The sequence below is a fragment of the Pseudomonas sp. GW821-FHT07B01 genome, from assembly GCF_059419065.1.
Genome location: NZ_JBWKRA010000001.1, coordinates 313,302 through 327,347, shown reverse-complemented (window position 1 = coordinate 327,347; position 14,046 = coordinate 313,302). Strand labels below are relative to the sequence as shown.

The 14,046-nt window shown below is 60.6% G+C and carries 14 protein-coding genes; 6 read left to right on the top strand and 8 right to left on the bottom strand.

Going from position 1 to position 14,046, the window contains the following annotated elements; genetic code table 11:
- The first annotated feature begins 39 nt into the window (after positions 1-39).
- Positions 40-1,173 (top strand): GNAT family N-acetyltransferase, encoded by a 1,134-nt coding sequence (locus tag AC07S6_RS01540; RefSeq protein ID WP_197883415.1) that lies wholly within the window; start codon positions 40-42, stop codon positions 1,171-1,173.
- A gap of 120 nt (positions 1,174-1,293) precedes the next feature.
- On the opposite strand, the gene aqpZ is transcribed toward AC07S6_RS01540, so the two are convergent.
- From aqpZ to AC07S6_RS01515, 5 genes are all read right to left on the bottom strand, one after another.
- Positions 1,294-1,995 (bottom strand): aquaporin Z, encoded by a 702-nt coding sequence (aqpZ, locus tag AC07S6_RS01535; protein ID WP_019820470.1) that lies wholly within the window; start codon positions 1,993-1,995, stop codon positions 1,294-1,296.
- Positions 1,996-2,170: 175 nt separating this feature from the next.
- Positions 2,171-4,003, bottom strand: coding sequence for an ABC transporter ATP-binding protein (locus tag AC07S6_RS01530; protein ID WP_054897840.1), 1,833 nt, complete (start codon positions 4,001-4,003; stop codon positions 2,171-2,173).
- 82 nt (positions 4,004-4,085) lie between these two features.
- Positions 4,086-4,649: a peptidylprolyl isomerase gene (locus AC07S6_RS01525; RefSeq protein ID WP_495111546.1), complete on the bottom strand. Its 564-nt coding sequence runs from the start codon at positions 4,647-4,649 to the stop codon at positions 4,086-4,088.
- Between the two features lie 3 nt (positions 4,650-4,652).
- On the bottom strand, positions 4,653-5,456 hold the full coding sequence (locus AC07S6_RS01520; RefSeq protein ID WP_495111545.1) for an alpha/beta fold hydrolase: 804 nt from the start codon (positions 5,454-5,456) through the stop codon (positions 4,653-4,655).
- 14 nt (positions 5,457-5,470) lie between these two features.
- Entirely contained in the window at positions 5,471-6,394 is a 924-nt protein-coding gene (locus AC07S6_RS01515; protein WP_014719426.1) for a PA3225 family LysR-type transcriptional regulator, read from the bottom strand.
- A gap of 49 nt (positions 6,395-6,443) precedes the next feature.
- On the opposite strand from AC07S6_RS01515, the gene AC07S6_RS01510 reads away from it, so the two are divergent.
- The 3 genes from AC07S6_RS01510 (at position 6,444) to AC07S6_RS01500 (ending at position 8,581) form a co-directional block, all read left to right on the top strand.
- Entirely contained in the window at positions 6,444-6,758 is a 315-nt protein-coding gene (locus AC07S6_RS01510; protein WP_495111544.1) for a 3-phosphoglycerate kinase, read from the top strand.
- A 151-nt stretch (positions 6,759-6,909) separates the two neighbouring features.
- Entirely contained in the window at positions 6,910-7,509 is a 600-nt protein-coding gene (locus tag AC07S6_RS01505) for an FMN-dependent NADH-azoreductase (protein ID WP_072433673.1), read from the top strand.
- 202 nt (positions 7,510-7,711) lie between these two features.
- Positions 7,712-8,581 (top strand): carboxylate/amino acid/amine transporter, encoded by an 870-nt coding sequence (locus tag AC07S6_RS01500; protein WP_034128297.1) that lies wholly within the window; start codon positions 7,712-7,714, stop codon positions 8,579-8,581.
- On the opposite strand, the gene AC07S6_RS01495 is transcribed toward AC07S6_RS01500, so the two are convergent.
- Complete coding sequence (locus AC07S6_RS01495) at positions 8,538-9,566, bottom strand: NADP-dependent oxidoreductase (protein ID WP_495111543.1); 1,029 nt, start codon at positions 9,564-9,566, stop codon at positions 8,538-8,540. The genes AC07S6_RS01500 and AC07S6_RS01495 overlap by 44 nt on opposite strands.
- Positions 9,567-9,628: 62 nt before the next feature.
- Positions 9,629-10,417, bottom strand: a complete 789-nt coding sequence (locus tag AC07S6_RS01490) for an SDR family NAD(P)-dependent oxidoreductase (RefSeq protein ID WP_054897836.1) — start codon at positions 10,415-10,417, stop codon at positions 9,629-9,631.
- 125 nt (positions 10,418-10,542) lie between these two features.
- On the opposite strand from AC07S6_RS01490, the gene AC07S6_RS01485 reads away from it, so the two are divergent.
- Positions 10,543-11,109, top strand: a complete 567-nt coding sequence (locus tag AC07S6_RS01485; protein ID WP_034128300.1) for a TetR/AcrR family transcriptional regulator — start codon at positions 10,543-10,545, stop codon at positions 11,107-11,109.
- Between the two features lie 15 nt (positions 11,110-11,124).
- Here the strand turns inward: AC07S6_RS01485 and AC07S6_RS01480 are convergent, their stop codons facing one another.
- Positions 11,125-12,417, bottom strand: a complete 1,293-nt coding sequence (locus AC07S6_RS01480; RefSeq protein WP_014719419.1) for a mechanosensitive ion channel family protein — start codon at positions 12,415-12,417, stop codon at positions 11,125-11,127.
- Between the two features lie 191 nt (positions 12,418-12,608).
- Between AC07S6_RS01480 and AC07S6_RS01475 the strand changes: the two genes are divergently transcribed.
- Entirely contained in the window at positions 12,609-13,955 is a 1,347-nt protein-coding gene (locus AC07S6_RS01475; protein WP_003193110.1) for a DEAD/DEAH box helicase, read from the top strand.
- Positions 13,956-14,046 lie beyond the last annotated feature (91 nt).

The window sequence follows — 14,046 nt, the reverse complement described above, 5'->3', positions numbered from 1 at the left end:
CTCCCCAGGTTTTCATGCCAAGAAACAATGAGGATGCCGATGCCGCTGCAACGCCTGGACAGTCTGTCCGATATCGCTGCGCACACGTGGGATGCCCTGATGCCACAGGCCCAGCCGTTTATGCAGCATGGGTTTCTCAGTGCGCTGGAAGACAGCGCCAGCGTCGGCCCGCATTCGGGCTGGCAGACGGAGCACTTGCTGCACTGGGAAGGCGACCGGCTGATGGCGGCATTGCCGGGTTATCGCAAATGGCATTCTTATGGCGAGTACGTGTTCGATCACGGCTGGGCCGACGCTTGCGAGCGCGCCGGCATCGACTATTACCCCAAGTTGCTGACTGCCGTGCCGTTCAGCCCGGTCGGTGGGCCGCGGGTATTGGCTGCCAGTGCTGCAGATGCTTTCGAATTGCTCAACAGCCTGCCGGGGTATCTGGAGATCGAGGGCCTGTCGAGCGCCCATATCAACTTTACCGATGCCCTCGCCGATGAAGCCATGGCCCAACACCCCGGCTGGCTGCAACGCCTGGGTTGTCAGTTTCATTGGCAGAACCGTGGTTACCGCGACTTCCAGGATTTCCTCGACGCTCTGAGTTCACGCAAGCGCAAACAGATGCGCAAAGAGCGCGAACAAGTGGCAGGGCAGGGTATCGAGTTCGAGTGGTTGCAAGGCCATGAGCTGAGCGAATCCCAGTGGGATTTTGTTTACGCCTGCTACGCCAACACCTACGCGGTGCGTCGGCAATCGCCCTACCTGACCCGCGTATTTTTCAGCCTGTTGGCTGAGCGCATGCCCACAGCCATACGCGTAGTCTTGGCCAAACAAGGCACGCGCCCGGTGGCGATGGCCTTCAGCCTGATCGGTGGCGACAGCTTTTACGGCCGCTACTGGGGTTGCCTGGCGGAATTCGACCGCCTGCATTTCGAGACCTGTTTCTACCAAGGCATGGACTACGCCATCGCCCACGGCCTGCAACGCTTCGATGCGGGTGCCCAGGGGGAGCACAAATTGATTCGCGGGTTTGAGCCGGTGATTACGCGGTCATGGCACTACCTGCGCCACCCGGGGTTGAAGAACGCTGTGGAAGATTTTCTTGAGCGCGAACGGGTGGGGGTTCTGGCGTATGCCGAAGAGGCGAGGGCGGCCCTGCCTTATCGGCACTCTGACGGCACGTGAAACACCCTGTAGGAGCGAGCTTGCTCGCGAAGAACGTGCAGACGACGCGGGTTTACAGCTGTAAGCACTGCGTCATCGTTGGCGTTTTTCGCGAGCAAGCTCGCTCCTACAGGGATTGGGTCAAGCTGTTTTTTCTGCACCCAACCATCGGTACGTAATGCCGCCGATCACCGCGCCGAGGATGGGCGCGAGCCAGAACAGCCACAATTGCTGCAGCGCCCAGCCGCCTACAATCAACGCCGGCCCTGTGCTGCGGGCCGGGTTGACCGAGGTGTTGGTCACCGGGATGGAGATCAGGTGGATCAGCGTCAGCCCCAGGCCAATGGCGATGGGCGCGAAGCCTGCCGGGGCTCGACGGTCGGTGGCGCCAAGGATGATCAGCACGAACATCGCCGTCATCACCAGCTCACAGACAAAGCCTGCCGCCATTGAATAACCACCGGGTGAATGCTCGCCATAACCATTGCTTGCCAGCCCGGAGGCCAGTTCGAACCCGGGTTTGCCGCTGGCGATGAAGTACAGCAGAGCGGCGGCGATGGCGCCACCGATCACTTGCGACACGATGTAGGCCGGCAACTCCCTGGCCGGGAATCTGCCGCCGACCACCAACCCCACCGAGACGGCCGGGTTAAGGTGACAGCCGCTGATATGCCCGATGGCAAATGCCATGGTCAGCACCGTGAGCCCAAAAGCCAGGGACACCCCGAGCAGGCCGATGCCAACGTTGGGGAACGCTGCGGCCAACACCGCACTCCCGCAGCCACCCAACACCAGCCAAAACGTACCCAGTCCTTCCGTTACGGAACGTTTGAACAGTGACATGCACACTTCCTTAGATTGCTCTATCTGATTAACGGTCTGTGTGGCTTCCCTGCCGCCTTAAATCAGGGCCCTCCTGGGGCCTGATTGCAGTACAGCAGGATTGTGTCGCAAGACCAGCCAGATAGAGAAAGCTGTCAGAATTGTTCGGAATTGAGCGGGGCTTTACCCAGCGAAATCAGTCTATGCCGACAAAACCCCCGGTCTGATGCTGCCATAACCGCGAATAAAGCCCGCCGTATGCCAACAACTCTGAATGGCTGCCGCTTTCGGCAATCTGGCCTTTTTCTAGCACCACCAGGCGGTCCATTCGTGCGATGGTCGACAACCGGTGTGCAATTGCGATCACCGTCTTGCCCTGCATCAAGGTTTCCAGGCTCTCCTGGATCGCCGCTTCTACTTCCGAGTCCAGCGCGGAGGTGGCTTCGTCCATGATCAGGATCGGCGCGTCCTTGAGCAGCACGCGAGCGATAGCGATACGCTGGCGTTGCCCGCCGGAGAGTTTCACCCCGCGTTCACCCACATGGGCATCCAGCCCGGTGCGGCCCTCGGAATCCGACAGCAGCGGGATGAACTCATCGGCGCGGGCCTTGTGCACCGCCGCCCAGAGTTCTTCGTCAGTTGCGTCGGGCTTGCCATACAGCAGGTTGTCGCGGATCGAGCGGTGCAGCAACGAGGTGTCTTGGGTGATCATGCCGATCTGCGCGCGCAGGCTTTCCTGGGCCACTTCGGCGATGTCCTGGCCGTCGATGAGGATGCGCCCGCCCTGCAGGTCGTACAGGCGCAGCAGCAGGTTGACCAGCGTCGACTTGCCCGCGCCGGATGGGCCGATCAAGCCGATCTTTTCCCCGGCCTTGATCTCAAGGTTGAGGCCGCCAATGATTCCGCTCTTCTTGCCGTAGTGGAAGTCCACTTGCTCAAAGCGTACCTGGCCGTGGGGCACCGTCAGGCGCGGAGCGTTTTCACGATCGATAACGGCCAGTGGCTGGGCGATGGTCTTCAGGCCGTCCTGCACGATACCGATGTTTTCGAAAATGCCGTTGACCACCCACATGATCCAGCCGGACATGTTGACGATGCGGATCACCAGGCCGGTGGCCAGGGCAATCGCGCCCACGGAAATCAGCGACTGGGTCCACAGCCACAGGGCCAGGCCGGTGGTGGTGACGATCAGCAGGCCGTTCAGAATACAGATCACGGTGTCCATGCTGGTGAGCACGCGGGCGGCCAGTTGGGTTTTTTCGGTCTGCTCGATGATCGCTTGCTTGGCGTATTCCTGTTCGTTCTGCGTATGGGCGAACAGCTTCAAAGTGGTGATATTGGTGTAGCCGTCGACGATTCGGCCCATCAGTTTGGAGCGCGCCTCGGAGGAAATCACCGAGCGTTCTTTCACCCGAGGTACGAAGTAACGCAGGGCCAGGCTGTAGCAAACGATCCAGGTGATCAGCGGAATCATCAGCCGCCAGTCGGCTTCGGCAAACAATACCAGGGCACTGATGGCGTAGATCGACACGTGCCAGATAGCCTCCGCGGTCGCCACCGCCGAGTCACGCAAGGAGTTGCCGGTTTGCATGATCCGCTGGGCGATGCGCCCGGCGAAATCGTTTTGAAAGAAATTCAGGCTCTGCTTGAGCACGTAGCTGTGGTTCTGCCAGCGAATCAGGCTGGTCATGCCAGGGTTGATGGTCTGGTGCACCAGCAAGTCATGCAGGCCGTTGAAAAGCGGGCGCAACAACAAGGCGACCACGGCCATCCAGATCAGCTCGGCGCTGTGGATCTGGAAAAAATTCGCCGGTGGTGTGCCCTGGGCCAGGTCGATGATGCGGCTCAGGTAGCTGAACAACGCAACTTCGATCAGGGCGCCGACCAGCCCCACCACCAGCAGTGCGGCGAAGCACGGCCACACCTGGCGCAGGTAATAGAGATAGAAGGGCAGGACTTTTTCGGGAGGGGCCGCGCTGGGGGCGTCGCGGAAAATATCGATCAGTTGTTCAAAACGACGATAGAGCATTAGGTTTGACGCCCGCCGTGCGGGCTCTCCTTTCAAAGGTGCACGGTGCCATGCGGGCACCGTGCAAAGCTGCCTGCGGACCTCAGTCGATGCGCTTGGCCGACTTGATGATCACAGGATCGATAGGCACGTTCTGCATGCCTTGCTTGGTGGTGGTCTGGGAGTTGACGATGATGTCGACCACGTCCATGCCCTTGACCACTTTGGCGAACACGGCATAACCGGCATCGCGGCCCGGGTCGAGGAAGGCATTGTCGGCCACGTTGATGAAGAATTGGCTGGTGGCCGAGTTCGGGTCATTGGTGCGAGCCATGGACAAGGTGCCACGCACGTTATGCAGGCCATTGCTGGCTTCGTTCTTGATCGGTGCTTCGGTCGGCTTTTGTGACATTTGCTGGGTGAACCCGCCGCCCTGAACCATGAAGCCGGGGATCACGCGGTGAAAGATCGTGTTGGTGTAGAAGCCCTTGTCGACATAGGCCAGGAAGTTCTTGGTGCTGAGCGGCGCCTTGACCGGGTCCAGTTCGATTTCAATCTGGCCGTTGGTGGTGTCGAGCAACACGTGTGGCGCCTTGGCCGGCTCGGCCGCCATCAGGTTGGCAGCGAACAGGGCGGAACCGGCAAAGAAGGCGATTTTTTTCAGCATGGGTCAGTGATCCTGGGTAGTGGTTTCGACGGTCTTTAGAAACTCGAGCAAGGTCGCGTTAAAGACCTCGGGTTGATCCAAGGGCGTGGCATGGCGGGAATCTTCGATGACCACCAGCCGCGCATCGGGCAGCAGTTTTACATAGATTTCTTTCTGCGCCACGGGGGTGTAGTCATGGTCGGCGCTGATGACCAGGGTTGGACAGGCAATTCTCGACAGTTGTTCCTGCACGCCCCAGCCCACGATGGCGTCGAAGCTGGCGAGATAAGCACGTTTGTCGTTGCTTGCCCAGCGTTCGGCCATCTTGCGGCGCAGGTCGGCCTGCTCAGGTTTTGGGAACAGCCGATCGCCCAAGGCCTTGCCGATGGTGCCCAGGCTGAGCACGCGGGCCAGGGTCCAGCGTTTGGCCCACTGCCAATAGTCGTCGGCACTGCGCACCTTGACCTCAGGCGCGCTGTTGACGATGCACAGGCTTTTGACCCGCAGGGGTTCATCCACCGCCAGTTGGAAGGCGATCATGCCGCCCATGGATAAACCCACCACGTGGGCCGCTGGCAGGTCGAGGTGTTCGATCAGCGCGATCAGGTCGAAGGTAAACCCCTTGATGCTGTAGCGCTCCCGGGGTTTGGCCGAGCGACCATGACCGCGCACGTCAACCACGATCAGGTGGTAGTGTCGGGCGAGTACCGGTACTTGCAGTTCCCAATCCTGGCTGCTGGAGCCCAGGCCGTGGATCAGGATCAGGGGGTTGCCATGGCCATATTCTTCGTAATGCAGGCTGCAGCCTTCATGGTCGAACCAGGCCATGGATGAACTCCGTTTCAGGCTTGTTGGGGGGCGGCAAAGGGCGCGTCCAGGGGAGCGGTGTCAAAGGTGCGCAGCAATTCCACGAGGATCTGCGTGGCGGGCCCCAAGGGTTTGTCTTTGTTGGAGTACAGGTAAAACGTCGGGTTGCGACTGCCACCTTTTTCCAGGGGAAGCTGCTTGAGCACGCCCTCCTTGAGTTCGCGCTCGATCATGTGCCGGGGCAGCCAGGCAAAGCCCAGGCCGCTGGCGACGAAGGTGGCCGCGGTAGCGAGGCTGCCGACGGTCCAGCGCTGTTCGGCGCCGAGCCAGCCGACGTCGCGCGGTTGCTGGCGGCCGGAGTCACGGATCACCACCTGCATCTGGCTCTCCAGGTCGTGGAAACTCAGCTCACGGTTGAGGCGATGCAGCGAGTGATCGGGGTGGGCCACGGCGACGAACTCCACATCGCTCATTTCCGTGCCCAGGTAGCCCGGGATGATAAACCCGCAAATGGCCAGGTCCGCCATGCCGTCGAGCAGCAACTCTTCGACGCCGGACAGTACTTCTTCGCGCAGGCGCACCCGGCAGCCACGGCTTTGCGGCATAAAGGCGGTCAGCGCGCGAACGAGACGTGCGCTGGGGTAGGCGGCGTCCACCACCAAGCGCACTTCGGCTTCCCAGCCCTGTTCCATATGATGAGCGAGGTCCTCCAGCTGGCTGGCGTTTTTCACCAGTTGGCGGGATCGGCGCAGCAGCACTTCACCGGCCTCGGTCAGCACCGCCTTGCGCCCATCAATGCGCAGCAGCGGGACGCCGAGTTGGTCCTGCATGCGCGCCACGGTGTAGCTCACTGAAGATTGCGAACGGTGTAGCGCTTCGGCGGCCTGGGCGAAGCCGCCATGGTCGACCACGGCTTGCAAGGTGCGCCATTGATCGAGGGTAACGCGGGGCGCTTTCAAGATGAGCTCCTCTTGTCCTAAGCTGGCGGTCCTTATTGGAGACTGCCGAATGAGAAAATTGTGTTGTGTGTTGCTGGCGCTGCTGCCGATGAGTGCGTTTGCGTACCCCATTGACGTGACAAAAAAGATCAACGGCGTGAGCATTGATTACACTGCGTCCGACGTGGACGCAGACATCAGTTCGATTCAGCTAAGCAACTACGGCACCCGGGATGCTGTGTGTTCGGCCACCTTCACCAACGGCCCGGAATCGCCACGCCGTCGCACCGTGACGGTGCCGGCCGGTAAAAGCACCAACACCACGGTCAAGTTCAATCGCTCCATCATCAAGATGCGTATTGCCTTGGACTGCGCGCCAAAATAAAGCAACAGCGGAGCGTGCTCACAGGAATACTCCGCTTATAAACAAATTTCTAGATGGGTTGTAGCAGTTTTTTGCGCTTTTTTATCGAATAGGCCCTGGTTAACCTTCTCTCCATCGACTTACAGCAATTACCGATGGAGCCTACGAAGCCATGTCCAATGTTCTGATCATCGAAAGCAGTGCGCGCCAGCAGGATTCCATTTCCCGCCAGCTCACCCAACAGTTCATCAGCCAATGGCAAGTCGCCCATCCGGCAGACCGCATCACCGTGCGCGACGTAGCGCTCAATCCGGTACCCCATCTGGATGCCAACCTGCTGGGCGGCTGGATGAAACCGGCGGAGCAGCGTAACGACGACGAACAGGTGTCCCTGGACCGCTCCAACGAGTTGACTGACGAACTGCTGGCCGCCGACGTGTTGGTGATGGCCGCGCCGATGTACAACTTCGCCATTCCGAGCACCCTTAAAGCCTGGCTGGATCACGTGTTGCGGGCGGGTGTGACCTTTAAATACACCGCCACCGGGCCCCAGGGTCTGTTGACCGGCAAGCGCGCTATTGTGCTTACCGCACGCGGTGGTATCCACACCGGCGCCACCTCGGATCACCAGGAACCGTACCTGCGCCAGGTCATGGCATTTATCGGCATTCATGACGTTACCTTCATTCACGCCGAAGGCGTCAACCTGGGCGGCGACTTCCAGGAGAAGGGCCTCAATCATGCCAAGGCGCAACTGGCCCAGGTGGCCTGAGGCGTTAATCGTCAGATAATCCCGTGCTGCTTATATAGCCCCACGCAAACCCTTCAAGTACGCGTATCGAACCTCCCTTTGCACTTTTGCTCCTGAGTGCTCCCGCCCGACTGCCGCTTTAGCGAGGTCGGGTTTTTTTTGCGCCGAGTTTCTTCAAAAACCAAAAAGCTTTAATGTCGCGCCCATTCGAAACGAGGCGCGCATGGGCTATCTACTGGTTGTCACCCTGATTCAGGCATTTTCCTTCAGCTTGATTGGCGAATACCTCGCCGGTCACGTCGACAGTTACTTTGCGGTGCTGGTGCGCGTGGTGCTGGCCGGGCTGATCTTTATTCCGCTGACGCGCTGGCGCTCGGTGGAGCCCGCGTTCATGCGCGGCATGTTGGTGATCGGTGCATTGCAGTTCGGCGTGACCTACGTATGCCTGTACCTGAGCTTTCGTGTGCTGACGGTGCCGGAAGTGCTGCTGTTCACCATCCTCACACCGTTGCATGTGACCCTGATCGAGGACGCGCTTAATCGTCGCTTCAATCCCTGGGCACTGGTGGCGGCCCTGGTGGCGGTGGGGGGGGCGGCGGTGATTCGTTTCGATCAGATCACCCCGCATTTCCTGATGGGGTTCTTGCTGCTGCAATTGGCCAATTTCACCTACGCCGCCGGGCAAGTCATGTACAAGCACCTGGTGGCGCGTTATCCCAGTGACCAGCCGCACTTCCGGCGTTTCGGTTATTTCTACCTGGGCGCCTTGTTGGTGGTGTTGCCGGCGTTCCTGCTGTTCGGCAAGGCTGACTTCCTGCCGCAAGCGCCGCTGCAATGGGGTGTGCTGGTGTTCCTCGGGTTGGTCAGCACTGCGCTGGGCATGTACTGGTGGAACAAGGGCGCCTGCCTGGTCAATGGCGGCACCCTGGCGGTGATGAACAACCTGCATGTGCCGGTGGGGTTGCTGCTGAACCTGCTGATCTGGAACCAGCACGAACCGCTGGGCCGTTTGGCCCTGGGCGGTCTGGTGATTCTGGGGGCGGTGTGGATCAGCCGGCTGGGTGTGCGTCGGGCGGTATCGTCCCCATCGTGATCACCACCTTGCCTTTGGCGCGGCCTTGTTCGACATAGTCCAGGGCCGCCGCTGTGAATTCGAACGGAAAGGTACGGTCGATAACCAGCCGGATACTGCCGGACTCGACCAGCGCGGTGATTTCATCCAGTTGTGCGCCACTGGCACGCATGAAGACAAACTCATAGCTCACGCCTTGCTTGCGTGCTTTCCTGCGGATACCGCTGCTCAACACACCCATGACCAGGCCCAATAACCAGGGCAGGTTCTGGGCGCGGGCGAAGGCGGGTGTCGGCGGCCCGGAGATGGAGATGAGCTGACCGCCGGGCTTGAGAATCTTCAGTGACTTGGCCAGCGCATCTGGGCCCAGGCTGTTCAGCACCACATCGTAATCCCGCAGCACGGCCTCGAAGGCTTGCTGTTTGTAGTCGATCACTACATCCGCGCCCAACGCCTTGACCCACTCGACATTGGCGGTGCTGGTGGTGGTGGCGACAAAAGCGCCCAAATGCTTGGCCAGCTGAATGGCGATACTGCCCACTCCGCCTGAGCCCGCATGAATGAACACTTTCTGGCCTTTCTTCAGCTTCGCGGTTTCCACCAGCACCTGCCACGCCGTGAGCGCGACCAGGGGCAGGGCCGCGGCTTGCTCCATGGTGATGTTGTCGGGTTTGCGCGCCAGTGCGTCTTCGTGCACGGCAATCAACTCAGCGAAGGTGCCGATACGCTGCTGGGGCGGGCGGGCGTAGACTTCGTCCCCCGGCTTGAAGCGTCGTACCGCCGCGCCGACGCTGAGCACCACGCCGGCCAGGTCATTGCCGAGTGTCAACGGCATCGCATAGGGCAGGATCAGTTTGAATTCGCCCTTGGCGATCTTTGCATCCAGCACATTGACGCTGCTGGCCCGCACCTGAACCAGCACGTCATGCTCACCCACAACAGGCGCGGGGGCCTCGGTGAGGCGGCCGGGCTGTTTGCCGTACCGTTCGATGGAAAATGCCTTCATGGTTCAACGCTCGTTGCTTCGGTGAGAAGGGGCAGGCGCGCAGCACGCCTGCTACCGGTTGTTCAGGCGTTGGCCAGGTAACGCTCGGCAACCTGGGACTGCTTGATCTGTGCCAGCAAGCCTTGCCGCGCAGCCTGCAACGCGTCCCAACGGGCGCCGTCCTGCAACGGCGGAATGGTCACCGGCTCGCGGCGATCGAACCCCACCAGGGCTGCGTCCACCAGATCACCCACTTCCATCACGTCGGTGAGGGTGTTGATATCGATGCCCGCACGCTCCCAGATCTCGGTACGCGTGGCGGCGGGCAGCACGGCTTGCACGTACACGCCTTTGGGCGCCAGCTCCAGGCTCATGCCCTGGGACAGGAACAACACGAACGCCTTGGTCGCGCCGTACACCGTCATGCCAAATTCCGGGGCCAGGCCCACTACCGAGCCGATGTTGATGATAGCGCCGTTGCCCGCTGCCGCCAGGCGCGGGGCGATAGCACTGGCCAGGCGCACCAGTGCAGTGGTGTTGAGGGCGACCAACTGCGCGACGCTGTCGGTGGACTGCTCGATAAAACCGCCGGACTGCGCGGCGCCGGCATTGTTGACCAGGGTGCCAATGCTGGCGTCATCACGCAGGCGCGCTTCAACTGCTGCCAGGTCAGCGGTCTGGGTCAAGTCGGCGGGGAGGATATCAACGCTGACGGCGTGGTGCTCACGCAACCTGGCGGCGAGCGCTTCCAGGCGCGTGATGTCACGGGCGACCAGTACGAGGTCGTGGCCGCGTGCGGCAAAGCGTTCGGCGTAGGCGGCGCCAATGCCGGTCGAAGCGCCAGTGATCAGAACGGTGTTGGAAGTACTCATGGTGTGATGCTCTGTGAGTGCGAGGAGGTTTTATGATGTCGATCATAATCAAAGCTGTCAACGGTTTTGATTATGATCGACATCATAGTAATATGCCTATCTCGCACGCTGTCAGGACCACAGACATGAAGATCACCAAGGCGCAGTCACAGAGCAATCGGGCCCATATCGTCGCGACAGCTTCGGAGCTGTTCCGCGAGCGGGGTTTCGATGGGGTGGGCGTGGCCGAGTTGATGGCTGCGGCCGGTTTTACCCAAGGCGGCTTTTACAAGCACTTCGGTTCCAAGGCGGACTTGATGGCGGAAGCAGCCGCTAACAGTCTGGCGCAGTCACTGGCCGACAGCGCGGAGATGGAGGTGGAGCAGTTTTTCGAGGTTTACCTGTCCAGGCAGCACCGCGACCATCGCGGCGGCGGATGCACATTGGCGGCGTTGTGTGCCGATGCCGCCCGTCAATCGGACACGCTGAAGGCGACCTTTGCCGACGGTTTGGAAAATACCCTGCAGGCCCTGGAAGCAAAGTACAACGCAGCTCATGAGACGCCACAAGAAGGCGTGCGCGCGAAAATGCTCGACAGCATGGCCCATGCCATCGGCGCAATCATGTTGTCGCGGGCGTGCCCGGATGATTCCGCACTGGCCGATGAAGTGCTTGAGGTTTGCCGCAAGGAGATTACGGCGTCACTGCCGTAATCCCGTTTGCATCACTCATGCCGTTTCGGCGACGGGTACCTGCGTGGCTCCGGCCAACGCCGGCAGCACGCCGGCGCGCAGGTCGTTGCCGCTCGGCTGCTGATACAGGCTCAGCCCGAACTCCGGCAACACTGCCAATAGATAATCGAAGATATCGCCCTGGATCCGCTCGTAATCGCCCCACGCCGTGGTGCGGGTAAAGCAGTAGATCTCCAGCGGCACGCCCTGGGCGGTGGTTTGCATCTGGCGCACCATGCAAGTCATGTTGGGCTGGATGTCCGGGTGGCTTTGCAGGTACGCCAGGGCGTAGGCGCGGAAGGTGCCGAGGTTGGTCATGCGCCGACGGTTGGCCGACAGTTGCGCGCTGTGGCCCTGAGCCTCGTTCCAGGCCTTGAGTTCGGCCTGCTTGCGGCTGATATAGCCGCTGAGCAAGTGCACCTGGGTCATGCGCACTTCTTCCTCATCGTTCAGGAAGCGTACGCCGCTGGCGTCGATGTACAGGCTGCGCTTGATACGGCGCCCACCGGAGGCCTGCATGCCACGCCAGTTTTTGAACGACTCGGACATCAGGCGCCAGGTGGGGATGGAGACGATGGTCTTGTCGAAGTTCTGCACCTTCACCGTGTGCAGGGTGATATCCACCACATCGCCATCGGCGCCGACCTGAGGCATTTCGATCCAGTCACCGACGCGCAGCATGTCGTTGCTGGTCAATTGCACACTGGCGACGAACGACAGCAGGGTGTCCTTGTACACCAACAGAATCACCGCCGACATCGCACCCAGGCCGGAGAGCAGCAACAGCGGCGAGCGGTCGATCAGGGTGGCGACGATGATGATCGCGCCGAACACGAACAGCACCATTTTCGCCAGTTGCACATAGCCTTTGATCGAGCGGGTGCGTGCGTGTTCGGTGCGTGCGTAGATATCCAGCAGCGCGTTGAGCAGGGCACTCATGGCCAAAACCATGAACAGGATGCTGATCGCCAGGGCGACGTTGCCGATAAACAGAATGGCGGTCTTGCTCAGGTCCGGCACCAGGTACAGGCCGAACTGGACCACCAGCGATGGCGTCATCTGCGCCAGGCGATGGAAGACTTTGTTATGCCGCAGGTCGTTCAGCCAGTGCAGGGCCGGCTGCCGGCCGAGCAATTTGACCGCGTGCAGGATGAGGTAACGGGCGACCCGTCCCACCACCAATGCCACCACCAGCAACACCAGCAAACCGAGGCTGGAATGCAGGACCGGGTGTTCATCTAGGGCGCCCCAAAGGTCTTGGACGTTGAGCCAGAGCTGTTTGATATCCATGCGTGAACCGATTCTTCTGTAAGACAACACGGGGCGATTAGAGCATTTAAGTGCAACAAAGTTGACGCTCTGGACAAAATCGCTGACAAAAAAGCAGCTGATTAGCCCCGTTCGCGTAAAGAAACTCGGTTTGGGCGCCCGAAACCGGTAACCTATGCAGCTGATATTTGTATTTCTTCGAGGTAGCACCCGTGTTTTCCCAATTCGCCCTGCACGAACGCCTGCTTAAAGCCGTGGCCGAGCTTAAATTTGTCGAGCCTACGCCTGTGCAAGCAGCGGCCATCCCGCTCGCGCTGCAAGGGCGTGACCTGCGGGTGACGGCGCAAACCGGCAGCGGCAAGACCGCCGCTTTCGTCCTGCCGGTACTTAACCGCCTGATCGGCCCGGCCAAGGTGCGCGTCAGCATCAAGACCCTGATCCTGCTGCCGACCCGCGAGCTGGCCCAGCAAACCCTGAAGGAAGTCGAACGCTTTTCGCAGTTCACCTTCATCAAGTCCGGCATCATCACCGGTGGCGAAGACTTCAAGGTCCAGGCCGCGATGCTGCGCAAGGTGCCGGACATCCTGATCGGCACCCCAGGGCGCATGATCGAGCAACTCAACGCTGGCAACCTTGATCTCAAGGAAGTCGAAGTGCTGGTGCTCGACGAAGCCGACCGCATGCTCGACATGGGCTTTGCCGATGATGTGCAACGTCTGGTCGGCGAGTGCGTCAACCGCCAGCAGACCATGCTGTTCTCCGCCACCACCGGTGGTTCGACCCTGCGCGATATGGTCGCCAAGGTGCTGAACAACCCTGAGCACTTGCAGGTCAACAACGTCAGCGACCTGAACGCCACCACGCGTCAGCAGATCGTTACCGCTGACCATAACGTGCATAAAGAACAGATCCTGAACTGGTTGCTGGCCAACGAGACCTACCAGAAGGCCATCGTGTTCACCAACACCCGTGCCGCCGCCGACCGTATCTACGGGCGCCTGGTTGCGCAGGAATACAAGGCGTTCGTACTGCACGGCGAGAAAGACCAGAAGGATCGCAAGCTGGCCATCGACCGTCTTAAGGCGGGCGGCGTGAAGATCCTGGTGGCCACCGATGTTGCCGCACGCGGCCTCGACGTGGACGGCCTGGACCTGGTGATCAACTTCGACATGCCCCGCAGCGGCGACGAATACGTGCACCGTATCGGCCGTACCGGACGGGCCGGCAACGATGGCCTGGCTATCTCGCTGATCTGCCACGGCGACTGGAACCTGATGTCGAGCATCGAACGCTACCTGAAGCAGTCGTTCGAGCGCCGCACCATCAAGGAAGTCAAAGGCACGTACACCGGGCCGAAGAAGGTCAAGGCGTCGGGCAAGGCCGTTGGCGTGAAGAAGAAGAAGACCGACGCCAAGGGCGACAAGAAGAAAACCGGCGCCAAGTCGCCGACCAAGCGCAAGATCGCCAACCGGCCGAAGACCGACAACCTGTCGCTCGTCAGCAAGGACGGCATGGCGCCGCTCAAGCGCCGCAAGCCAGAAGCACCGGCTGCCGAATAAGCAGGCGGGCCTAAAAAAACCGGACGATGTCCGGTTTTTTTTCGCCATGATCGTTCCTACGCTCCGCGTGGGAATGCCTCCAGAGACGCTC

Bases quoted from the DNA above. Each gene is read 5' to 3' on its own strand.
- AC07S6_RS01540 (WP_197883415.1), top strand. From the start codon at position 40: ATGCCGCTGCAACGCCTGGACAGTCTGTCCGATATCGCTGCGCACACG.
- aqpZ (WP_019820470.1), bottom strand. From the start codon at position 1,995: ATGTCACTGTTCAAACGTTCCGTAACGGAAGGACTGGGTACGTTTTGG.
- AC07S6_RS01530 (WP_054897840.1), bottom strand. From the start codon at position 4,003: ATGCTCTATCGTCGTTTTGAACAACTGATCGATATTTTCCGCGACGCC.
- AC07S6_RS01525 (WP_495111546.1), bottom strand. From the start codon at position 4,649: ATGCTGAAAAAAATCGCCTTCTTTGCCGGTTCCGCCCTGTTCGCTGCC.
- AC07S6_RS01520 (WP_495111545.1), bottom strand. From the start codon at position 5,456: ATGGCCTGGTTCGACCATGAAGGCTGCAGCCTGCATTACGAAGAATAT.
- AC07S6_RS01510 (WP_495111544.1), top strand. From the start codon at position 6,444: ATGAGAAAATTGTGTTGTGTGTTGCTGGCGCTGCTGCCGATGAGTGCG.
- AC07S6_RS01505 (WP_072433673.1), top strand. From the start codon at position 6,910: ATGTCCAATGTTCTGATCATCGAAAGCAGTGCGCGCCAGCAGGATTCC.
- AC07S6_RS01500 (WP_034128297.1), top strand. From the start codon at position 7,712: ATGGGCTATCTACTGGTTGTCACCCTGATTCAGGCATTTTCCTTCAGC.
- AC07S6_RS01495 (WP_495111543.1), bottom strand. From the start codon at position 9,566: ATGAAGGCATTTTCCATCGAACGGTACGGCAAACAGCCCGGCCGCCTC.
- AC07S6_RS01490 (WP_054897836.1), bottom strand. From the start codon at position 10,417: ATGAGTACTTCCAACACCGTTCTGATCACTGGCGCTTCGACCGGCATT.
- AC07S6_RS01485 (WP_034128300.1), top strand. From the start codon at position 10,543: ATGAAGATCACCAAGGCGCAGTCACAGAGCAATCGGGCCCATATCGTC.
- AC07S6_RS01480 (WP_014719419.1), bottom strand. From the start codon at position 12,417: ATGGATATCAAACAGCTCTGGCTCAACGTCCAAGACCTTTGGGGCGCC.